Annotated in this window: 22 protein-coding genes; 18 read left to right on the top strand and 4 right to left on the bottom strand. The window is 59.6% G+C overall.

Annotation, left to right across the window (positions count from 1 at the left end):
- Positions 1–88 precede the first annotated feature (88 nt).
- From ICL81_RS05300 to ICL81_RS05290, 3 genes are read left to right on the top strand one after another with little or no spacing between them, the layout of a single operon-like run.
- Positions 89–952: an alpha/beta hydrolase gene (locus tag ICL81_RS05300; protein ID WP_353055426.1), complete on the top strand. Its 864-nt coding sequence runs from the start codon at positions 89–91 to the stop codon at positions 950–952.
- Complete coding sequence (locus ICL81_RS05295) at positions 949–1,776, top strand: RNA methyltransferase (RefSeq protein ID WP_188033904.1); 828 nt, start codon at positions 949–951, stop codon at positions 1,774–1,776. The genes ICL81_RS05300 and ICL81_RS05295 overlap by 4 nt, the downstream gene beginning before the upstream one ends.
- A 17-nt stretch (positions 1,777–1,793) precedes the next feature.
- Positions 1,794–2,444: a hypothetical protein gene (locus ICL81_RS05290; protein WP_188033903.1), complete on the top strand. Its 651-nt coding sequence runs from the start codon at positions 1,794–1,796 to the stop codon at positions 2,442–2,444.
- A 42-nt stretch (positions 2,445–2,486) separates the two neighbouring features.
- On the opposite strand, the gene ICL81_RS11950 is transcribed toward ICL81_RS05290, so the two are convergent.
- Together ICL81_RS11950 and ICL81_RS05285 are read right to left on the bottom strand one after the other, a co-directional pair.
- Positions 2,487–2,849, bottom strand: a complete 363-nt coding sequence (locus ICL81_RS11950) for a P1 family peptidase (RefSeq protein ID WP_353055425.1) — start codon at positions 2,847–2,849, stop codon at positions 2,487–2,489.
- Positions 2,850–2,889: 40 nt separating this feature from the next.
- On the bottom strand, positions 2,890–3,648 hold the full coding sequence (locus ICL81_RS05285) for a P1 family peptidase (RefSeq protein WP_251381817.1): 759 nt from the start codon (positions 3,646–3,648) through the stop codon (positions 2,890–2,892).
- 110 nt (positions 3,649–3,758) lie between these two features.
- Here ICL81_RS05285 and ICL81_RS05280 point away from each other — a divergent pair, with 110 nt between their 5' ends.
- The 7 genes from ICL81_RS05280 (at position 3,759) to ICL81_RS05250 (ending at position 9,691) form a co-directional block, all read left to right on the top strand.
- Complete coding sequence (locus ICL81_RS05280; RefSeq protein ID WP_188033902.1) at positions 3,759–5,219, top strand: APC family permease; 1,461 nt, start codon at positions 3,759–3,761, stop codon at positions 5,217–5,219.
- 77 nt (positions 5,220–5,296) lie between these two features.
- Positions 5,297–5,902 (top strand): hypothetical protein, encoded by a 606-nt coding sequence (locus tag ICL81_RS05275; protein WP_188033901.1) that lies wholly within the window; start codon positions 5,297–5,299, stop codon positions 5,900–5,902.
- Between the two features lie 15 nt (positions 5,903–5,917).
- Complete coding sequence (locus ICL81_RS05270) at positions 5,918–6,706, top strand: phosphatase PAP2 family protein (protein ID WP_188033900.1); 789 nt, start codon at positions 5,918–5,920, stop codon at positions 6,704–6,706.
- 97 nt (positions 6,707–6,803) lie between these two features.
- Positions 6,804–6,986 carry a hypothetical protein gene (locus tag ICL81_RS05265; protein WP_188033899.1) on the top strand — a complete coding sequence of 61 codons (183 nt, stop codon included), beginning with the start codon at positions 6,804–6,806 and terminating at the stop codon, positions 6,984–6,986.
- A 181-nt stretch (positions 6,987–7,167) separates the two neighbouring features.
- Positions 7,168–8,046, top strand: coding sequence for a hypothetical protein (locus ICL81_RS05260; RefSeq protein WP_188033898.1), 879 nt, complete (start codon positions 7,168–7,170; stop codon positions 8,044–8,046).
- Positions 8,047–8,053: 7 nt separating this feature from the next.
- Positions 8,054–8,722 (top strand): phosphoribosylanthranilate isomerase, encoded by a 669-nt coding sequence (locus tag ICL81_RS05255; protein WP_251381815.1) that lies wholly within the window; start codon positions 8,054–8,056, stop codon positions 8,720–8,722.
- Positions 8,723–8,890: 168 nt separating this feature from the next.
- Complete coding sequence (locus ICL81_RS05250; protein ID WP_188033897.1) at positions 8,891–9,691, top strand: M23 family metallopeptidase; 801 nt, start codon at positions 8,891–8,893, stop codon at positions 9,689–9,691.
- Between the two features lie 65 nt (positions 9,692–9,756).
- On the opposite strand, the gene trpD is transcribed toward ICL81_RS05250, so the two are convergent.
- On the bottom strand, positions 9,757–10,824 hold the full coding sequence (gene trpD / locus ICL81_RS05245) for an anthranilate phosphoribosyltransferase (RefSeq protein ID WP_188033896.1): 1,068 nt from the start codon (positions 10,822–10,824) through the stop codon (positions 9,757–9,759).
- Positions 10,825–10,985: 161 nt separating this feature from the next.
- On the opposite strand from trpD, the gene ICL81_RS05240 reads away from it, so the two are divergent.
- The 5 genes from ICL81_RS05240 (at position 10,986) to ICL81_RS11945 (ending at position 16,247) form a co-directional block, all read left to right on the top strand.
- Positions 10,986–11,600 carry a heme-copper oxidase subunit III gene (locus tag ICL81_RS05240; protein ID WP_188024237.1) on the top strand — a complete coding sequence of 205 codons (615 nt, stop codon included), beginning with the start codon at positions 10,986–10,988 and terminating at the stop codon, positions 11,598–11,600.
- Between the two features lie 20 nt (positions 11,601–11,620).
- On the top strand, positions 11,621–12,418 hold the full coding sequence (locus tag ICL81_RS05235; protein WP_188033895.1) for a c-type cytochrome: 798 nt from the start codon (positions 11,621–11,623) through the stop codon (positions 12,416–12,418).
- Positions 12,419–12,460: 42 nt separating this feature from the next.
- Positions 12,461–13,549: a ubiquinol-cytochrome c reductase iron-sulfur subunit gene (locus ICL81_RS05230; protein ID WP_188033894.1), complete on the top strand. Its 1,089-nt coding sequence runs from the start codon at positions 12,461–12,463 to the stop codon at positions 13,547–13,549.
- Complete coding sequence (locus ICL81_RS05225) at positions 13,546–15,156, top strand: ubiquinol-cytochrome c reductase cytochrome b subunit (RefSeq protein WP_188033893.1); 1,611 nt, start codon at positions 13,546–13,548, stop codon at positions 15,154–15,156. Before ICL81_RS05230 ends, ICL81_RS05225 begins: the two co-directional genes overlap by 4 nt.
- A gap of 404 nt (positions 15,157–15,560) precedes the next feature.
- Complete coding sequence (locus ICL81_RS11945; protein WP_353055424.1) at positions 15,561–16,247, top strand: CPBP family intramembrane glutamic endopeptidase; 687 nt, start codon at positions 15,561–15,563, stop codon at positions 16,245–16,247.
- Between the two features lie 73 nt (positions 16,248–16,320).
- Here ICL81_RS11945 and fabG read toward each other — a convergent pair whose 3' ends face one another.
- Positions 16,321–17,031: a 3-oxoacyl-ACP reductase FabG gene (gene fabG, locus ICL81_RS05215; protein WP_188033892.1), complete on the bottom strand. Its 711-nt coding sequence runs from the start codon at positions 17,029–17,031 to the stop codon at positions 16,321–16,323.
- Positions 17,032–17,173: 142 nt separating this feature from the next.
- Between fabG and ICL81_RS05210 the strand changes: the two genes are divergently transcribed.
- The 3 genes from ICL81_RS05210 (at position 17,174) to ICL81_RS05200 (ending at position 19,775) form a co-directional block, all read left to right on the top strand.
- A complete protein-coding gene (locus tag ICL81_RS05210) occupies positions 17,174–17,551 on the top strand; it encodes a DUF3099 domain-containing protein (protein WP_188033891.1) in 378 nt (125 codons plus the stop codon).
- A 259-nt stretch (positions 17,552–17,810) separates the two neighbouring features.
- Positions 17,811–18,722: an SURF1 family protein gene (locus tag ICL81_RS05205; protein WP_353055423.1), complete on the top strand. Its 912-nt coding sequence runs from the start codon at positions 17,811–17,813 to the stop codon at positions 18,720–18,722.
- Between the two features lie 42 nt (positions 18,723–18,764).
- The gene (locus ICL81_RS05200) at positions 18,765–19,775 is read left to right on the top strand and encodes a cutinase family protein (protein ID WP_188033890.1); all 1,011 of its coding nucleotides are present in this window, start codon (positions 18,765–18,767) and stop codon (positions 19,773–19,775) included.
- Positions 19,776–19,801 lie beyond the last annotated feature (26 nt).

The following is a 19,801-nucleotide window of genomic DNA, read 5'->3' as shown; positions in this document are numbered from 1 at the left end:
GGGCGCGTTGACTTCGATGCTATCGGCTCACTGTGGCGCGCGGGCGGCGGCGAGCTGGAATGTCAGGGGTGGCCGATACGATAAACAGGTGAATACGAGCACGGTACACACGTTCGAGGTGGCAGGAACCCACACCCATGTGTGGGAGTACGGCTCAGCCGATGGCTGGCCGGTGTTCCTGGTGCACGGTTTCCGAGGCGATCATCACGGTCTCGAGGGGCTCGCTGAATCGCTTGCCGAGAAGAACCCTGGCAAGCGTTTCCTGGTACCTGATCTGCCCGGCTTCGGCGAGACCGGGCCGATGGCTGGCACCGAGCACAACCTCGCTGCGTACGGCGACTGGTTGGTCGCGCTGGTTGCTGAGGCTGCGCCCGAGGGGCACACGATGCTGGGCCACTCGTTCGGCTCACTGGTCGTCTCTGCTGCTCTCCGTGCCGGTCTCTCGCCCGACCAGGTCATTCTGGTGAACCCCATCGCTTCTCCCGCGCTAGAGGGCCCGCAGGCAGTACTCACGCAACTTGCCATCGGTTACTACAAGGCCGGCAGCCTGCTTCCCGAGCGTGCCGCGAAGGAGCTGCTCGGCAACCGCCTGATTGTGCGAGTGATGAGTGAGGTCATGGCCAAGACTCGTGACCCCGAGCTCCGCGCCTGGATCCACGCCCAGCACCACGCCTACTTCAGCGCTTTCTCTGACTCAGCGACGCTGCTTGAAGCCTTCAAAGCCTCGGTCTCGCACACTGTGCGCGAGTTCGCGGGGGAGTATCGCGTCCCAACGCTCCTCATCGTGGGCGATCGTGACGACATCACGCCGCTCGCGGCGCAGCTCGACCTTGAGCGACGAATCCCGGGCGCAACGCTGCGCATCATCCCCGGCACTGGACACCTTGTGCACTACGAAGCCGTGGCAGACGCGGCCGCATGGATCACCGATGCGTTGGGAGGCGCCGAATGAACCTCATTCCGATCACAGACATCAATGCCCCCGAGCTCAACGACTTTACGCAGCTGACTGACGTCGCGCTGCGCCGCGTTCGTGAGCCCGAAGAAGGTCTCTACCTCGCGGAATCTTCGAAGGTCATCGCGCGCGCGATCGCGGCCGGCCACAAGCCTCGTGCCGTGCTCACGACCGAGGCCTGGCTGTCACAGCTGGGGGAGTCACTCGCCGAGCACCCCGACGTGCCCGTCTATGTCGGCAGTGAGGCGCAGCTCGAGCAGCTCACCGGCTTCCATATGCACCGCGGCGTGCTTGCTTCCATGCACCGTCCGGCGGATCGCGACCCGTTCGAACTCCTGCAGGCTTCAAAGCGCGTGGTCGTCCTCGAAGACCTCATGGACCACACCAACGTTGGTGCGATCTTCCGATCGGTCGCCGCGCTAGGTGCGGACGCCGTGCTGCTGTCGCCTGGCTGCGCCGATCCGCTGTATCGCCGCGCGGTGCGTGTGAGCATGGGTGCCGTGTTGCAGGTGCCGTGGGCGCGCCTCCCTGACTGGCGCGAGGCAGGTCCGATGTTCCGCGACGCGGGCTACGATCTCACCGCGTTCGCGCTGCGCGACGACGCTGAGGACCTTGCTGATTTCGTCGGCAACGTCCCCGATAAGCTCGCGCTCATGTTCGGCTCAGAGGGTCCCGGACTCTCGCGCCGTGCGCTCGCATCGTCGGCACGTACCGTGCTGATCCCGATGGAGCACAGCGTCGACTCACTCAACGTTGCGACCGCCGCGGCGCTCGCGCTTTGGGCGGTTCGTTCGGCAGATCAGGGCAAGTTCTCGGCGTAGCGGCTGACGATAGCGATATGAAGCTCTCCAACACTTGGCGTTCAGCAGCGGCACTGACTGTCGCGCTCATCGGTGCTGCATCGCTGTCGGGGTGTATCCAGGAGGTTCCGGTCGTGTCGCGCGAATCGGGGAATCCGACCACAAACATGACGTTGGATGAGCAACGGGCGTGGGTAGCAGCTCAGTTCGACGAGGCCGTTGACGCCACCGGCGTCTCCGAGGGATGGCACTGGGGCAGTGACACAGTGGTTTCATGGGATGCGAACGCAGAGCACCGCGAAACCATTTTGGGTTCTTGGTTCCCGCGCAGCTGTAGCGCGGGTGGCAAGCTGGTTGAGTCGTTGCGCTTCAAAGACACTGTTGCCGATCCGGCCGCGACCGCAGCGGCCGTGCGCGCGTTCTGGGAATCGGAAGGCTGGGTCGTGACCGACGTGCGCGAGGATGCCGCCAATCGCGATCCCTACATTCGAGCGGATCGCGAAGACGGCGCCGGTCTGGGATTCCAAGCAAGCGATCTCGGTATGTCCTTGACCGCTACGTCGGCCTGCTCCGTCAACAACACAGTGACAAATTGGCAAGACCATGTCGGCACAGAGGCGACTGCGTTCGAGGAAGAGCTCGATCGCAAGGTGGCGGAGCACGTGCGTCAATACGAGGAAACCGACTAGCCGAACAACTGGGCGAGCTTGGAATGATCCGCGCCGAAATGGTCAGCCAGTGAACGCGGCGCGCACCTCACCGTGGGGGAGCGCGAAGCTCTGATGGCCGTTGCGGCCGGTCACGTCCCGCGCGGCGACGAGGGCGTTGAGCACAGCCTCCTCCGTTGCTTCCACGACCGCTTCAAAGAAGGGGTCAATTGATCCCCATGCCACGTAACTCAAGGTCTCGACAGCCACGGTCTCATCGCTCATGCGCGAGGCGAGTGAGCCTTCGTTCGCAGTGGAGAATGCAAGGAAGATATCGCCAGAGAAGTGACTTCCGGTTGTGCCAGTGCGGGCAAGGCCGAGCGGGACCCGGCGCGCGAGTGCTTCACACTGGACGGGAAGCATCGGCGCATCCGTTGCAACGATCACGATGACGCTGCCCGCACCCCCGGGAAGTGTGCCAGCTGCCTCATGTTCTTTTGCAAACCAACCGCTGGACTCCATTGGGCAGGGGGGCAGCAGACGACCGCCCGAGCGTTTGGCCCGCGACGCGCAATTCCTTGCGCGAGCCGAAGTTTGCCTGCAGAAGAACTCCGACCGTCCATGACTTCTCACCGGATGTCACAACGCGCGAGGCAGTCCCGGTGCCACCCTTGAACCCGTAACAGTTCATGCCGTTGCCGCCGCCAACGTTGCCTTCTTCGACCGGACCAGAGGTTGCGTTCTCAATCGCCGCGATCGCGTGCTCGGGAGCGATTGTTTGTGCGTTGATCGTATTGAGGTAGCCGTCCCAGGTCTCACCGACCACGGGAAGCATCCAAGCCGCAGCCGCCTGTGGGTGGTTCGCCGCCATCCAACGGTCGATCCCGGCATGGACGGCGCCGACGGCATGGGAGTTGGTGATTGCAATAGGGGTTTGCAGCTGCCCGGATTCCTCGATCCAACTACGGCCAGTGAGTTCACCGTTCCCGTTTAGCACGGCGATGCCAGCGGCGCAGGGGAGTGCCGCCTTCTGCTTGCCGCGAGGCAGGATCGCAGTCACCCCGGTTCGCAGCCCGCCAGGCGCGCCAGGAGCGTCGCCTGTCAGAGTGACGAATCCGACCTCAATGCCAGGGACATCGGTGATCGCGTTCTGCGTGCCAGGGACGCCATCGAACGGGACTCCAAGGTCGCGAGCGCGCTCGTGGCGAATATCTGCTTCTTCTGGCAACAATTCAACATTGAACATTGTTTAATCCTTTCCCTTCTGCTTACTATACGTAACATTCATTCAATGCTGAAGAGTGGATCACTGTTCAATGTTGCGCTTTCGCCGCAATGAGACAAGGGAGTCTTTCAATGAGTCAGAGTGAGCAATCGACCACACGCGCCCCCAATGCGCTGGCACAAGCCCGGCTTGGTACCTGGGACATTGTGTTCTTCGTTATCTCAGCCGCAGCGCCACTCACTGTCATTTTGAGCGGTGCGATCACGTCGTTCCGAATGGGCGGCATTGGGGCTCCTGGTGCGATCTTGTTCTGTTCCATTGTGCTGATTTTCTTCGCACTCGGCTTCACTGCAATGTCGAAAAGTGTGCGAAACGCGGGCGCATTCTATGCATACGTCTCGAGGGGGATGGGCAAGCCGTTTGGGATTGGCGTCTCGTCAATCACCGTGTTCGCGTACATCTCGTTGGTGATCTCGTTCTATGGCTTCATTGGTTTCTTCGCCCAATTCACCTTCGCGGAACTCTTTGGCATTGACTTGCCGTGGGGAGTGTGGTCGCTCATTGCAGTCTTGATTGTTGCGTTCCTCGGATATCGCAAGGTTGATGTTGGTGCCAAAATTCTGGCAGTACTCCTCGCGCTCGAACTCGGAATTCTTCTCGTGCTCTCGGTCGCTGTGCTCGTCGACGGCGGTCCCGAACCCTGGAGCCTTGCCTCGTTTGATCCCAGCAATGTGTTCTTCGCGACAGGTGCCGGTGCACTGTTTGTGATGGGTTTCGGCGCCTTTTTGGGGTTTGAGAGCACAGCAATCTATGCAGAAGAGGCCAAGCGGCCGGAACGCACTATTCCGCGGGCGACCATTCTGTCGATTGCGTTCCTCGGCGTGTTCTACGCCTTCACCTTCTGGATGCTTACTGCTGCCTTTGGTGTCGACGGCATCATCGAACTCGCTCGGAGCGACGCTTTCGAGACCATGGTGATTGAAGGTACTGGCGTCTATGCCGGGGCGTGGGCTACATTTGTTATGAAGATCTTGATCGTGACCAGCTTCTTTGCCTGCGTGCTGTCGTTCCACAACGCTTGCACACGCTACCTGTTCTCGCTCGGCCGGGAAGGCTTATTGCCACGCGCGCTCGGCCGTGCGAGCGCAAAGAGCCAGTCGCCGGCCGTCGCTAGTCTCACGCTCAGCGCGTTCTCATTGCTTGGGGTACTCGTGGCAATCCTGGTCCAGGCTGATCCATTCCTTGGACTCGCACTCTGGACATACGCAACTGGCGTGCAGGGGCTGGTCTTCGCTCAGGCGGTCACGGCGGTTGCGGTGGTCTTGTACTTCGTGAAAGATCGTCGCGGGTACAGCGCCTGGCGCGTGCTCGTGGCGCCAACGATTGGCGCTCTCGGCCTTATTGCAGGATACGTGCTCATCGTCCTGAACTTTGAAATCGTCACCGGCTTTGAAGGCGGTATTAACCAGGTCCTTCTCTTGCCCACGCCGATTCTCTTCATGGGCGGCATCATCGTGGGACTCGTGCTCAAAGCGCGAAAGCCCAAGTACTACGCAGGGCTCACCGAATCGGTGAAGGTCGTGGGGGAGTGAAGCGAGTTGGCTCTTGATGGGTCCGTGGGTGCGGTTCACTCACCTCACGGATACATCTGAGCAATAGGGTGTAAACCATGAGCGTCATTGACCAGCGCAGAAGCGAGCGCCGCGAAGACATCATCCGCGCGTTTTGGCGAGTGGCACGATCGCGCCCGCAACGCCAGGTAAACGTGCGCGCTGTTGCAGCAGAAGCTGCAATGAGCCCCGCAAACGTCTTGCACTACTTCGAGAGCGTGAACGAACTGCAGATGACCGCCATCTCGGGCGCCATGGAGCAATTCGCAGAGCAGAGACAGCAGATTCTAGACCGGCCTGAATCCGCGGCGCAGCGGATCTTGGCGATGATCGATGCTGGCGTCCCAGACGTCATCAGCGACGAGCTTCGACACGTATATGAGAGCATCCCTGTACTCGCAGAACACCCGCAGTACAGGCCAGCGCATCGCGCAATTACGGAACGGCAGGTCATGCTGTACCGCACGCTCATCGAAATTGGTGCCGGCACGGGAGAATTCACACTCGCCTCGGCCCCAGCAATCATTTCACGCAATTTGGTCGCGCTTGAGGACGCTTATGATCTCTACCCGCTCGTGGGAGACACGACGCCACGATCCGTTGCGAGAGCGGCGGTGCGCAGCTATGCGGAGCTGGCACTCGGTGTAACGTTTGGCGATGGCTAGTCGGAAGGAACGCCCATGAAACAAACAGCAGGTCGCCGCACGGCACTGTGGACTCTGCTGTTCTGGGCAATCGTTGGCGGCGGATCGTATCTGCTCGGCGTGCAACTCGAACTGGGACAGCGCGCAGAAAACAGCGTGCTCGACGCCGCTGATTTCACCACGCAACCGCCGCCTCCGCTCAACCTTGTTTCGGTACCGATGATCGGCGTCTCGCTTGTTGTGATCGGCATGATTGCGTTTTTTGCCCACGGAATTCGGCGCGCGCTGGTCGTGGTTATTGTTCCAGGGCTCGGCATCGCAGCATCACAGCTCCTGAAGCTGGAACTCCTCACGCGACCTGAGCTCTTCGAGTTTGACGTGCCCAATACCTTTCCCAGTGGACACATGACCGTATTCACTGTGCTCATCGGTGGCTTGGTGTGGGCGGTGCCTGCACGATTCCGCGCGCTCGTGCTGGTCGTTGGCGCGGCGGTGCTCGGAGCTGCCGCCTGGCAGCTCCTGGAGTATGGCTGGCATCGCCCCAGTGACGTATTCGGTGGTCTCGCGCTCGGCGTGAGTGCGTTCGCGATTGCCTGCGTGCTCAAGCCCGCCACCGCACGCGGCACCGTGACGCTCGGCCAGGCCGCTTCAATTGGGCTTGCGCTCTGTGGCTGGGCTCTGATCGTCGGTGCGCTGCTGTTGGCGTTGTGGTCTTGGATGTCTGGCCGATCCGCGCTCATGTTAGGTTCGGGGCAGTTCGGCGCGATTGGCCTGTCTGCGCTCGCTGCTCGCGCACTATTGCGTTTGGGGAGCGGTAAGAAGTAACTGTGTTGCTGGTCAAACATCGCCAAACCTGATTTACTTATCTACACACGTAGAAAAACCGGGGTGAGGGTCGCGAGATCGCGGCGCAGTGCTCACTATGACGATCGACGGTGAAGAAAGTTACATCGCCCAGTCGGGTTCGATCTACATTCCCGCCGGCGTTAAACATTGCCCGCTGAGCGTGGATCGCGTCACGCACCCATTCGCGTTCAGTGCGCTGTCGATCGCGCCCGTATGCGACGCTGAGCCGACGGTGCAAGTTCTCCCAGATCGATCCTAAGCGTGGCATGTGCAGGGCTTACTGACCCTGCACGCGCCGTTGCTGTGGGCATCGCGTCCAGCTACGCCGTAAACGTCCAGATCTGGGGCCATTTCTCAATGGTGGGTATGCGCGGATAATCTATATTATGTCAGCTCATTGATGTCGAGCACCTCTCCCTGCAGGCGGATATGCTCTGCGTATGCCAAATCTTGAACCTCAGGCGCGTTCATGGAAACGAGACGCTCAGCTTGCAGCTGCGACCGTCCTCCCACTTGCTGTCCTGTGGCTTTGCGGTTGGCTGTTGCTGAATGCGCTTGCCGTCAACGCAGCTGAAGGATTCGATCCCAATGATGTCAATTCCAGTGAAGCCTGGCTCGACGCAATTACGGCGGCAAGTGAGTCACTTGACAGCACTTATGCCAGCCTTGCAATTGCATTGACTGTGATCGCCTGTGGCACTGCGCTTGCGGCCTGGCATAGATCTAGGCCTTGGCTGATATCACTTACGGTGTCTGCTTCCTTGCTGCTCGGAACCCTGGTGCTTGGTGGCGGAATGGCGAGCAGCAACGTAACTTGGGCTACCGGCATGGCCCAGCGATTTATCACCTCAGAGCGAGCCGAAGTGGAGTGGACTGACGAAGCTGAACTCCCCCAGCAGGTCTTCTCTATTGCTGATGCCGATGCGCAGATTTCGGAGCTACTTGAGCACGCCAGTGAGGTTACGGATTCCCGTCCAAAACTGCAGCAGGACTCCGAATTGCCGACGGCCAGCTTAGAGGCCATGCCGGTGCTCGTGCGCGAAGCTTGCGCAACCTCTGATGGGCAAGCTCACGGCACCTCGGGATCACTCACCGTAGTTCTTTCCGGTGACGAAGGTGGAAACGCGGTGGCAACCATTGTTGGCGCGTGGCAATCGGCCGGGTATTCGCTCGAAGATAAGATGAGATCTCAACAGGTCTTTGTGAGTGATGCTCACCCTGTCTCCTCACTGTCAATCAATGATCGGTTTACGATCGACGGAAGCCTTACCCTACGCTTCCAGACCGCCTGTCTCTTTGGGGAGCAGGCTGGTGAATAGGCAGAAGATGTCAGAACGGAATTTCCGACGCATGTATGTGAAAATCTGCGGAATCACAGATCCGCGCACCGCTGACTTCGCAGTGCGCGCCGGAGCTGATGCCATTGGCGTGGTGTCGTACCCTCAGAGCCCACGCCACATTGATGCGGATCTGGCACAGCCAGTGCTTCGCGCCGCCCGAGGTGCGGCTGCAGAGCTCGGCCGCGCGGTAGACACCGTGCTCGTGGTGCGCGGCATCGATGTGAACGAAGCAATTGCGCGAATGGCAACATACGGGGCGGACGTGCTGCAGTTGCATGGCGGCTACTCTCCTGCTGACTTTGAGTACGCACGTACTGCAGGCCTCCGGGTCTGGCGTGCGGCATCATTAAGTGATGAGCCAGAGATTGCGGCTGGCGAGTGTGGTGAGGAACGTTTGCTCCTTGATGGCAGCGTGCCGGGTTCAGGAGATCTGTGGGACGTGGATGCCGCTGCGCGGCTGCACCTCGGCAACGAATGGCTCCTCGCGGGCGGCCTCTCCCCCGCAAACGTATCTGAGCTGTTGACTCGTTCCGGTGCGGGGGGCGCTGATGTGTCGAGTGGCGTTGAATCTACTCGGGGTGTGAAAAATCTCGATCTAATCGAGGCGTTTGTGACAAACGCAAAAGGCGCGGCGCAGGTAAAACCTGGAGATTAGGTGCAAATGCGGTCATTCGAGGCGCACCTGACTGGTGTCTCAAATTGCATCGCTGTAACATAATCGTTACCTTAGAGTGTTGACTGCTCGACCGCCTATATTCAGGGATGTATGAACTCCGATAGTAATTCCACGCCGCGAGCGTTTCCGTCGCGACGCGAAATCCGGATGCGTGAACAGCTTGCCGAAGTCTCGACCGCGGCAATCACGACAATCGCTACCCTGCCCAACGAGCGGAAGGAGATGCCGCAGGATGCTCATGAAGCGCCTGCCCGTCCGATCTCCAAGCTGAAGCGCGCGCTCCAAGTTACAGGAGCAGCCAGCGCTGCCGGTCTGGTGCTCTCGCTCGCATTGCCTTCGCTTGCGGCAACAGCAGCCGGCGGCAGTGAGAACGTCGCAGGGCAAAAGTTCTACAGTGCTATCGGCAATGATGACAGCACTGCGAGCGCGCTTGGCGAGATCCCCGCGGTGGCCCTTGGCGCTGACGTTGGAAGCAACTTCTTCGCCCTCCCCGACGCGATCGTTGGGTACCCACTTAATCAGCCATCAGTACTTACGGACGGCTTTAGTTACCGGTCAGAACCTGTCGAGCAGTTCCACGCTGCGCAGGACTTCGGTATTGCTGAGGGGTCGCCAGTGCTCGCAATTGCAGATGGCGTTGTCAGTGCCGGGCCGTTCATTACTGAGGCGTGTGGTTTTGCGCTCGAAATTCAGCATGAGATTGACGGCAAGGCTACCAAGAGCCGTTACTGTCACATGCAGACCGACTCCCACAGCTGGCAGGTTGGCGACGCCATTAAGAAGGGCGATGTTGCCGGAAATGTCGGTAACACAGGATTGTCCTTCGGCGCCCATTTGCACCTGGTCGTTGAGATCCAGGGCGTTCCGGTAGATCCCATGCCATTCCTCGCCACATATAGCCGAGTAGTGCCAAAGGTTGAGGCTACTGCAACCAAGCCGGCTGCGTAGTTCGCACATATTCGTAGGGAGCCGATCCACCATTCACTTGGCGGATCGGCTCCCTACGTTTATTGCTACTGTGCGGCAGCCTGGCGTGAGGTTGCAGTGGCCCAAGCCTCGAGTTTTGCTGCTGCAGCGCCGCTATCAATCGCGGCCTCTGCACGCTCGATTCCCTCGCGAAGGCGAACGAGCAGCGGGCGCTCGTCAGCGTCTGGCTTGGATGCGAGATCGTAAGACACGAGACCCGCGGCTGAGTTCAATAGCACGATGTCACGGACGGGCCCGCGCTCGCCGGCCATTACTCGGTGAACAACCTCTGCGTTCTCCTGTGGGGTGCCGCCGAGCAGATCCTCCATCTTTGCGCGGGGCAGGCCGAGGTCGCGCGGATCAATGTCGTGCTCACTCAAGTTGCCGCGCGAAATCTCCCACAGACGGGAGTGGCCGGTAGTCGTGAGCTCGTCTAGCCCATCGTCGCCGCGGAAGACGAGCGCGGAAGCTCCACGTAGGCGGAAGACGCCAACGAAGAGCGGAATGCGATCAATGTCAGATACGCCGACCGCAGACGCTTCGGGACGAACCGGGTTGCAAAGCGGGCCGAGGAAGTTGAACACAGTAGGGATACCGAGTTCCTTGCGCGCGGGCGCAACGTGGCGGAATCCGGGAAGGAAGTGCGCAGCGTGAACAAACGCAATTCCAGCTTCGTCAAACGATGCAGCGAGTTGGCCAGCGTCAAGGGTGAGGTCAATTCCGAGCTCAGACAGAACGTCGGAAGAACCTGACTTGCTCGACGCTGCGCGATTACCGTGCTTCACTACGGGTGTCCCTGCTGCAGCAGCGACAATGGACGACATTGACGAAATGTTGACGGTACCGTACCGATCACCACCCGTACCTACGATGTCGAGCGACATTGCGGGAAGGGAAATCGGCCGCGCCTCCTCGAGGATTGCGTCGCGGAAGCCAATTACTTCTTCCACGGTTGTGCCCTTGCTGCGAAGCCCAACGAGGAATGCGCCCATTTGCGCTTGCGTCGCGGCGCCGGTCATTACCTGGGACATTGCCCATTCCGACTGGGAAACACTGAGGTCTTCCCCCGCAAGTAGGGCGGTGAGGACTGCTGGCCAGGTCTGAGCATCGATCATACGTAAATACTATCCGGCACGCCACGGCGAGGCGTGGCACACAAAGCTCTTCGGTTCACGATAGGATTGTCAGGTATTTCGCAGTAATCTGCATACTTTGCGCTGCGATGAAAAATGCACACCAAACTTTCAGCCATAATGGAAGGGTGACCAAGACCACTATGAATACCAAGTCAGCCGTGCCCGCGGTTAAGCGACCCAATATCGTCGCCGTCGGCACGATCGTGTGGCTGGGCAGCGAGGTCATGTTCTTCGCAGGCCTCTTCGCGATCTACTTCACGCTTCGGGCCATGAACCCCGATGTGTGGGCAACGCAGACCGAGAAGCACAACTTCACTTTTGCCCTTATTAACACCTTGATCCTGGTGGCGTCTTCGTTCACCGCACAGGCAGGCGTGTTTGCGGCAGAGCGTATGCAGCCCCGCCGTACTGGCCGCGGAATCCGTAACTGGGGAACGGTTGAGTGGTTCTATCTCACCTTCATCCTCGGTGCGATCTTCGTTGCTGGCCAGTCCTACGAGTACGCAACGTTCGTTTCTGAGGGTGTCACCCTCATGAGCGATCCTTACGGCTCGGCCTTCTACATGACCACTGGCTTCCACGGCATTCACGTGTCGCTCGGCCTGGTTGCGTTCCTCCTCGTGATCGGTCGTATCTACGCGGTCAAGAACTTCACGCATAAGGAAGAGACCACCGCTGTCGTCGTGTCGTACTACTGGCACTTCGTCGACGTTGTGTGGATCATTCTGTTCCTCATCGTTTACGTACTTAAGTAAAGCTCAGGAGTTAGAAGATCATGGCAATCGCCAAGAAGAATCGACAGACTGGTCGCCGCCATCCGCTGGCCACCATTGCTCTGCTCGCTGTGGGTCTCGTTGTTACCGGCGCTGCATATGCCGGCTTCACCCAGACTTCGGCAACCGCAGAGGTTGACCTCAACTCGACTGAGGTAATCGATGAAGGACGCAAGCTGTTCGGTGCAAACTGTGCAACTTGCCACGGCATCAATGCAGAAGGAACGGTAGACGGCCCCACCCTTATCGGTGTGGGCGCAGCTTCGGTACACTTCCAGGTCGGAACTGGCCGTATGCCCCTCGCGTTCCAGGGCCCTCAGGGCATGGTGAAGCCTCAGCAGTTCACCGAGGAGCAGACCCTCGAAATGGCTGCGTACGTAGCATCGCTGGCTCCTGGCCCTGCACTCCCCGAGTCGCAGTACCTCCAGGCTGACGGTGACATCGCTCGCGGTGGAGATCTGTTCCGCATTAACTGCGCAATGTGCCACAACGTTGCAGCAGCTGGCGGTGCGCTGACCCAGGGCAAGTTCGCTCCTTCGCTTGATGGCGTCGAGGCGACGCACATCTACAACGCAATGGTGACCGGCCCCCAGAACATGCCTGTCTTCAACGACGCAAACCTCGCGCCGCAGGACAAGGCAGACATCATCTCGTACCTCAAGTACATCGAGAACGAGCCTGCCGTTGGCGGCTTCAAGCTCGGTTCACTTGGTCCGGTTGCAGAGGGTCTCTTCATCTGGGTTATTGGCCTCGGCCTTATCGTCGGTCTGACCGTTTGGGTCACCGCGAAGTCCAACTAGCGGCAACGCATCAGCAGTTTATTTCTTAAGTCAAGGAGCAACATGGCAGAGGAAGCGAAGAACGACGGCGCTCAGGACGCTGTCGTCGGCGCCCACGGCCACAGCGGTGACGGTGCCTCGGTGGGAACCGCGGTCATTTCGTCTGACGCAGTGCAGAATCCCGGGCTTCCCCCTCATCGGAAGCGCGTTACTGATATCGACCCGAAGAAGGAAAAGAGCGCGAACCGCGCTGTTTACACCCTCTTCTACCTCTCGATCGTAGGAAGCCTTGGCGCGGTTCTCGCGTACATGTTCTTCCCGATCGAGGACGGTGCTCTCGCATCGATCCGCATGCACACGGTGTTCGTCGGCCTCGGCATGACGCTCTCGCTGCTCGCGCTCGGTATCGGCGCAGTCCACTGGGGCAAGGCCCTCATGGCTGACCACGAGTCGATCGATTACCGCCACCCTGTGGCAAGTGCACCTGAGGTGCGCGAAACCGCAGCTGAGGTATTCGAGCTCGCTGACAAGGAGTCGGGCTTCTCGCGTCGTACTCTTGTCCGCAACAGCCTCCTGGGCGCGCTTATCGCGTTCCCGATTCCCGGCATCACTCTCCTCCGCGGTCTCGCACCGCAGGACATCGATCCGGTAGAGGTTCTCCGCCACACCATGTGGGAGAAGGGCACCCGCCTCGCACGTGACCTCGGCGGCGCAAACGTCGGTGGCGCAATCCGCGCGGCAGACGTTACCATCGGCTCGGCGTTCCACGTTGTTCCCGAGAACCTTGCTGCTGCAAGCGACATTCTCAACCAGAAGGCGAAGGCGATTGTTCTCCTGATGCGTCTGGACGAGAAGGAGCTCCACCCGAGCCCGGGTCGCGAAGACTGGGCATACAACGGCATTGTTGCTTACTCAAAGGTTTGCACCCACGTCGGTTGCCCCGTTGCTCTGTACGAGCAGCACACCCACCACCTCCTCTGCCCGTGCCACCAGTCGCAGTTTGACGTGTCGCAGGAAGCAAAGGTTGTGTTCGGTCCCGCTAAGCGTCCTCTCCCCCAGCTGCCGATCACGGTTGACAGCGAAGGCTACCTCGTGGCGCAGAGCGATTTCCATGAACCTGTCGGTCCGAGCTATTGGGAGCGCCTGAAGTGAGCACCGTAACTGATACCACCGCACAGAGCGGCTCGACCCGCTTCACGTCTGCGGCTTCCTCCTACATCGACGATCGCACCAAGATCGGCGTTGCAGTCAAGGAGTTTGGCCGTAAGGTCTTCCCCGACCACTGGTCGTTCCTCCTTGGAGAGGTGGCGCTGTATAGCTTCGTCATCATCCTCCTCTCAGGAACCTTCCTGACCCTGTTCTTCCAGGCGTCGATGGTTGAGACTCACTACACGGGTCCCTACGTTCCTATGAAGGGCGTAGAGATGTCGGCAGCAATGGCCTCGACCTTGGACATTTCGTTCTCGGTTCGCGGCGGCCTGTTGATGCGCCACGTCCACCACTGGGCAGCTCTGCTCTTTGTTGCGTCAATCGGCCTTCACATGCTCCGTATCTTCTTCACTGGCGCTTTCCGTAAGCCCCGTGAGCTGAACTGGGTCATTGGCTTCGTTCTCTTCGTTCTCGCAATGGCAGAGGGCTTCACCGGCTACTCGCTCCCCGATGACGTTCTGTCGGGTAACGGCCTGCGCATTATTGATGGCATCATCAAGGCAATCCCCGTCATTGGCACCTGGCTCTCCTTCCTCTTCTTTGGTGGCGAGTTCCCCGGTACCGATATCGTTGGTCGCCTGTACATGCTGCACATCATGTTGCTGCCTGCTTTGGTCATCCTCTTCGTCGCACTGCACCTTGCTTTCGTGGTCATCCACAAGCACACGCAGTACCCCGGCCCCGGCAAGACTGAAAATAACGTAGTTGGCTTCCCCGTTCTTCCCGTGTACGCGGCGAAGGCTGGCGGCTTCTTCTTCATCGTCTTCGGTGTTGTTCTGATGATCGCAACCTTCGTTGGCATCAACCCGATTTGGAACTACGGCCCGTACGACCCGTCACCGGTTTCGGCTGGTACTCAGCCTGACTGGTACATCGGTTTTGCCGATGGCATGCTTCGTCTCGTTCCCCCGGGGCTCGAGACTGAATGGTTCGGCTACACCTGGTCTTGGAACATGCTGCTTCCGCTGATCATCATTGGTGTCTGGCTCATTCTTGCGGCGATCTACCCCTTCGTTGAAGCTTGGGTAACCGGCGACAAGCGCGAGCACCACATCCTTGATCGTCCGCGTAACGCTCCGACCCGTACCGCTATCGGTGCGGCAGGCGTCACCTTCTACGCTGTTATGTGGGCAGGCGCAAGCTCTGACCTCATGGCAACGCACTTCCAGCTCTCGATGGAGGGTGTCATTCACACCCTGCAGGCGCTCCTCTTCATTGGCCCGATCGTTGCGTACATCCTTACGAAGCGCATCTGCCTTGGCCTCCAGAAGAAGGATCGCAGCATCGCGCTCCACGGCTTCGAGTCGGGTCGCATAGTCCGCATGCCGGGCGGCGAGTTCGTCGAGGTCCACAAGGAGCTCAGCGAGTACGAGCGCTGGGAGCTCGTCAGCTACGACGATTACGCCCCCATGATGCTCCGCCCGGACGACAACGGCCAGATTAAGTTCTCGCAGCGTCTCCGTGCAGGCATGAGCCGCTGGTTCTACGAGGACCGCATCGTTCCCCCCACCGCGGGTGAGATCGAGAAGGCGAAGCACGAAGGTCACTAAGCCAAACTGCTTGTCAACAGAGGGAAGCCCTCCACTAGGATTTCTAGTGGAGGGCTTCCCTCTGTTTTTGCTAGTTGAAGGAGCGCCCTGTGTCTCGATCGGGTAGGTTCACTCAAGTTCCCTGGCGCGCTGTCATTGTGTTCACGACTGTTGCAATGGGACTCGCTTGGGTAGCGGCGCTCCCCCTATGGCTACTGGATTCGGAGCGTCCCGGCTATCAGGCGTTGTTTGGAGCAATTGCAAGTGGCATGATGTTCACGCCGCTTATCGCAACCTCGGTCGTGGTTTTCCTGTTGAAGTGTCCGCAAGAGCAACGGCCTCGTCTGCTGGGCATCTGGCCGCTACGCCCCGCGGGCAGGGTTGTTTGGTTCATCGTATTGGGAATGTTCGCTCCAATACTCCTGGTGTCGTTTTCTGTCTGGGTAGCAACGTTGCTCGGGTGGCTGGAGTTAGATCTCGTGAGCTTCTCTGGCTTCACTGAGCTGCTCAATGAGCAGCTCGCGCCAATGGGAATGGACGCGTCAAGCCTCGGGCTGCCACCAATGTCGCTACTCGTCATTGCGCAGATCGCTTCGATTCCGATCGGCGCACTGTTTAACTGTCTCTTCGCCTTCGGCGAGGAGGTTGGTTGGCGCGGCTGGCTCCTCCCCGCACTGCGTCCGCTGGGCACCTGGGCCTCGCTGTTGATCTCGAGCGTTATTTGGGGACTGTGGCATGCGCCAGTGATTCTGTTGGGCTACAACTTTGATCGCACCGACGTTGTTGGCTTACTCCTCATGGTTGTCGGGTGCGCTGCCTGGGGTGTGTTCTTTGGCTGGCTTCGGCTGCGGAGTGCTTCACTCTGGCCCGCAGTCATTGCGCACGGATCATTGAACGCAGCGGCTGGACTCTTCATGCTCCTTGGTGCGGCCGGCGCACAGCCAGACGCTGCACTTGTGAGTCCGCTCGGCGTGGCCGGGTGGATCGTGCTTGCGGTGACCAGTGTGATCCTGTTTGCGTGCGGACAGTTCAAGAAGCAGCCGGTACTGGCTGAAAAGCGGCAGAATGACGGGTCAGATGTAGTTACACCCACGCTTGGAGAGGTGCTGTAATTAAGTGTGTATGTAAATACAGCCCGGATGCGTAATGCACTCCGGGCTGTATTTATGCTGTTGCGGCAGGCAATTAGTGGCCCATTCCGAGGCCGCCATCGACCGGGATGACAGCGCCTGAGATGTACGCGGCGTCGTCGCCAGCAAGGAACGAAACTGCACCGGCGATTTCCTGCACCTGACCGAAACGGTTGGCGGGGATCGTGCCGAGGTACTGCTTCTGCGTTTCTTCGGGCAACACGGCGGTCATGTCGGTCTCGATAAAGCCTGGGGCAACCACGTTTGCGGTGATGTTACGTGCACCGAGCTCGCGAGTGAGTGAGCGAGCGAAGCCAACGAGGGCAGCCTTCGATGACGAGTAGTTGATCTGACCAGGGCCACCGTAGAGGCCGACGACGCTGGAGATCATGATGACACGACCGAAGCGCCCCTTCAGGAGTCCCTTAGCCGCGCGCTTGACGACTCGGAAGGTGCCGGTGAGGTTCGTGTCGATGACGCTCGTGAAATCTTCCTCGCTCATGCGAAGCAGAAGCGTGTCCTTGGTGATGCCCGCGTTTGCGACGACAACCTCAACGGAGCCGTACGCTTCTTCGATCTCGGTGAACGCGCGATCGATGGACTCGGCATCGGTCATGTCTGCGCGAACAGTGAGCGAGCCCGCAGGGCCCTCGCCCGAGCGTGCCGTCACGGCAACACGGTGACCGTCGGCAAGCAGGCGCTCAGCGATTGCGTAGCCGATGCCGCGGTTGCCACCGGTAACGAGAACGGTACGGGAAGTCGTCATGAGAGTCCTTTCGAAAGACATACAGATGAATACAGCCTAAGTTACCTGGCGAAGGCGAGATGCCAGGCGCGCGCAGGCGATTCACGGGCATTTCCTCAGGCCGAAAGGCGTAGGCTGGGGTGGTATTGATCGTGGGAGCAGGATGTCCAAGACCTATCGCGTAACCTCCGCTGGCGTGAACCCGGCAGCTGATCGCGCACATCGCGAGAAGATGTATTACATCTCGATGGGTCTTCGTGTCCCCTGCGTACTCTCCCTCTTCTGGGTGCAAGGCTGGTGGGTTCTGCTGTCCGCTGCGGGCGCGATTATTCTTCCCTGGTTTGCGGTAATGATTGGCAATGCCGTGGCTCACGGTGGCGGTGAAGAAGTTGATGCCCCCGAACCGTTGCAGCTTGAGCCTCTCGTCGCCGAGGAGGAGCTTGCTGGTGAGTCTCACCCACAGGCCCAGCCAGTGATTGTTGTTGATGTGGACCCGCAACGACGGAGTGGTTCACGCGACAGTGAAGGTGACGACGCATGATCACGGTTCCGCAGATTGGCCTCGGGGGCGAGCTTGATGAGCGTTTTCGTTGTTCACGCGCCCGCTGCTCCGACACAGCACAGTGGGCGATTCAATGGCGTAACCCAAAGATCCACACCCCCGATCGACGTAAGACTTGGCTTGCGTGTGAGCCGCACCTTGCAGTGCTCCGCGAGTTTCTCGAAGCGCGCAGTTTCCCACTCGAAGTGTTTTCAGTGGTGGATCTGCCAGCACCAACCCCGGAAAGCGAACAGTTATCGTGACGTTGTCCAAGAGTGACACCGAGCTTCCAGGCTGGAAGTTTCTTTATTCCCCGCGCTGGCTGGGGTATTTTGCCCTGCTCGTGATCTTTGCGATCGCCTGCGTCTACCTGGGCAACTGGCAGTTTGAACGTCGCGCTGAAGCGCGCGCGGAGATCGATCGCATTGATCTCAATTATGATTCGGATCCTGTTCCGCTCGCTGAGGAAGTGCCCGACCGGTCGGTGTTCAATGAGGATAAACAGAAGTGGCAGCAGGTTACCGTTACTGGCGAGTACCTTGACACGATCATCCTCGCGCGCAACCGTCCGGGCCCCGGCAGCGTTGGCTCAGACATGATCGTGCCGTTCAAAACGAATGATGGCAAGGTCTTCTTTGTGGACCGGGGCTGGGTAAACGTTGACGGCGCACAGTCTGAGTCGGAAGACTCTGCTGCGCGTGAGATGGCGATAGCATCGCTCCCCAGCGTTCCAGCTGGACAGATCGAACTCACGGCGCGACTGCGCGCGAGTGAACCTGAGATCCCAGGCCGCACTTCCGATGGCATGACAGTGGCGAGTATTCAGTCGTCTGAGATTGCGCGCGTAACGGGCACACAGGCGAACGCATACCTCGAAACCTACGGCATGCTCGTCAAGGAAGCGTCGCTCGATGGCGAGGAGATCGCTACTGAACATGGCACACTGCCAGCTCGCCCTGAGCGCGATGAAGGACCCCACCTCTCGTATGCACTGCAATGGTATGTCTTTATTGTCATCGCGGGCATTGGTGTCACATACGCAGCACGTCAGGAATACCGTGGAATGAACACCGGTTCCGAAAAAGTGCGGAAGGCAGACGCTGTTCGCGCAGCAAAGCGCAGCAAAAAGGTCACCGACGCTGATGAAGAAGACGCGCTGCTTGGCGCGTAGCATCACAGATCACCTGACGTTCCGTTACGAAAGCAATACGGCATGACGAAGCAGCAATCAATCATTCGAAGGTATACGCGGATCGGCGCGACCACACTGGCCGCGCTCACGATACCGCTCCTCGTAGCGTGTTCCTCGCCCCAGGTTGACCCGGCGGCAACCCGTGATGCGGTTGCCGAGGCAATTGAGGAGCCGTCGGTCGACTCGGCATCGGTCACCGATGAGACCTACGACTTCGCACTCCACCCGGAGCCGATGGTAGAGCCGCTCGAGTGCACGCCATACCTTGTAGTGACGGTGCGCGGTACAGGCGAACCAACAAAGGGGCAACTGCTCTCCCCCGTCGCGCGTGAAATCTCTAAGGCGCGTCCCGATGAGGTCACGCAGGTTGATCTGGACTACCCCGCCGATACCGAGGTGCGTGAAGGCGGATCAAAGGGGGTTCGCGTGCTGCTGGACACCCTGCGCGTGCAGTCGGAAACCTGTGGCGACGAGCAGTCGTATATCTTGCTCGGATATTCCCAAGGTGCATTGGTTATTGGCGACGCACTGTCGGCTCCTGAAGACCGCATGGTTGGCGTGACCGCTGGCGAGGTTCCTGATGAGGCCGCGGCTCAGGTGCGTTCGATCGTTATGTACGGCAACCCCAGGTTCCAGTCGTCGGAAAAGTACGATTTCGGCACATACAAGATGAATCGCGACGGAGTCTTTCCGCGTCGCGAGGGCGCGTTGACGGCATACGAAAACCGTATCCGTGACTTCTGCGTTGACAAAGACCTCGTCTGCCAGAGCGCATTTGACGCGACTGAGGACGCGCACATCGAGTACTTCGACAACGGTATGCAGCAGGACGGCACGGCATTCGTCGTGTCGCGTCTGGACCCGGCAAAACCGAAGCCGAAGAAAGACGCAAAGTCCAAGAGCGGACAGACTCAGAACGACAAGTCAACCGACGAAAAGTCCACTGATGACAAGTCTTCCGGCGACAAGCAGGGTGACTCCCCCGCGACCGAGAACGACCAGGGCTCAGCGGGAACCGATCCGCGCCCCTAAGCGATACACACAGAGGGCCGGGCAAG

The organism is Leucobacter sp. cx-328 (assembly GCF_014530035.1).
Taxonomy (GTDB): Bacteria; Actinomycetota; Actinomycetes; order Actinomycetales; family Microbacteriaceae; genus Leucobacter.
The sequence above is the reverse complement of the archived record's forward strand: the minus strand, read 5'-3'. Positions and strand labels throughout refer to the sequence as shown.

Coding starts and splice junctions, on each gene's coding strand:
- ICL81_RS05295 (WP_188033904.1), top strand. CDS start 949: ATGAACCTCATTCCGATCACAGACATCAATGCCCCCGAGCTCAACGAC.
- ICL81_RS05290 (WP_188033903.1), top strand. CDS start 1,794: ATGAAGCTCTCCAACACTTGGCGTTCAGCAGCGGCACTGACTGTCGCG.
- ICL81_RS05285 (WP_251381817.1), bottom strand. CDS start 3,648: ATGTTCAATGTTGAATTGTTGCCAGAAGAAGCAGATATTCGCCACGAG.
- ICL81_RS05280 (WP_188033902.1), top strand. CDS start 3,759: ATGAGTCAGAGTGAGCAATCGACCACACGCGCCCCCAATGCGCTGGCA.
- ICL81_RS05275 (WP_188033901.1), top strand. CDS start 5,297: ATGAGCGTCATTGACCAGCGCAGAAGCGAGCGCCGCGAAGACATCATC.
- ICL81_RS05270 (WP_188033900.1), top strand. CDS start 5,918: ATGAAACAAACAGCAGGTCGCCGCACGGCACTGTGGACTCTGCTGTTC.
- ICL81_RS05265 (WP_188033899.1), top strand. CDS start 6,804: ATGACGATCGACGGTGAAGAAAGTTACATCGCCCAGTCGGGTTCGATC.
- ICL81_RS05260 (WP_188033898.1), top strand. CDS start 7,168: ATGCCAAATCTTGAACCTCAGGCGCGTTCATGGAAACGAGACGCTCAG.
- ICL81_RS05255 (WP_251381815.1), top strand. CDS start 8,054: ATGTCAGAACGGAATTTCCGACGCATGTATGTGAAAATCTGCGGAATC.
- ICL81_RS05250 (WP_188033897.1), top strand. CDS start 8,891: ATGCGTGAACAGCTTGCCGAAGTCTCGACCGCGGCAATCACGACAATC.
- trpD (WP_188033896.1), bottom strand. CDS start 10,824: ATGATCGATGCTCAGACCTGGCCAGCAGTCCTCACCGCCCTACTTGCG.
- ICL81_RS05240 (WP_188024237.1), top strand. CDS start 10,986: ATGAATACCAAGTCAGCCGTGCCCGCGGTTAAGCGACCCAATATCGTC.
- ICL81_RS05235 (WP_188033895.1), top strand. CDS start 11,621: ATGGCAATCGCCAAGAAGAATCGACAGACTGGTCGCCGCCATCCGCTG.
- ICL81_RS05230 (WP_188033894.1), top strand. CDS start 12,461: ATGGCAGAGGAAGCGAAGAACGACGGCGCTCAGGACGCTGTCGTCGGC.
- fabG (WP_188033892.1), bottom strand. CDS start 17,031: ATGACGACTTCCCGTACCGTTCTCGTTACCGGTGGCAACCGCGGCATC.
- ICL81_RS05210 (WP_188033891.1), top strand. CDS start 17,174: ATGTCCAAGACCTATCGCGTAACCTCCGCTGGCGTGAACCCGGCAGCT.
- ICL81_RS05200 (WP_188033890.1), top strand. CDS start 18,765: ATGACGAAGCAGCAATCAATCATTCGAAGGTATACGCGGATCGGCGCG.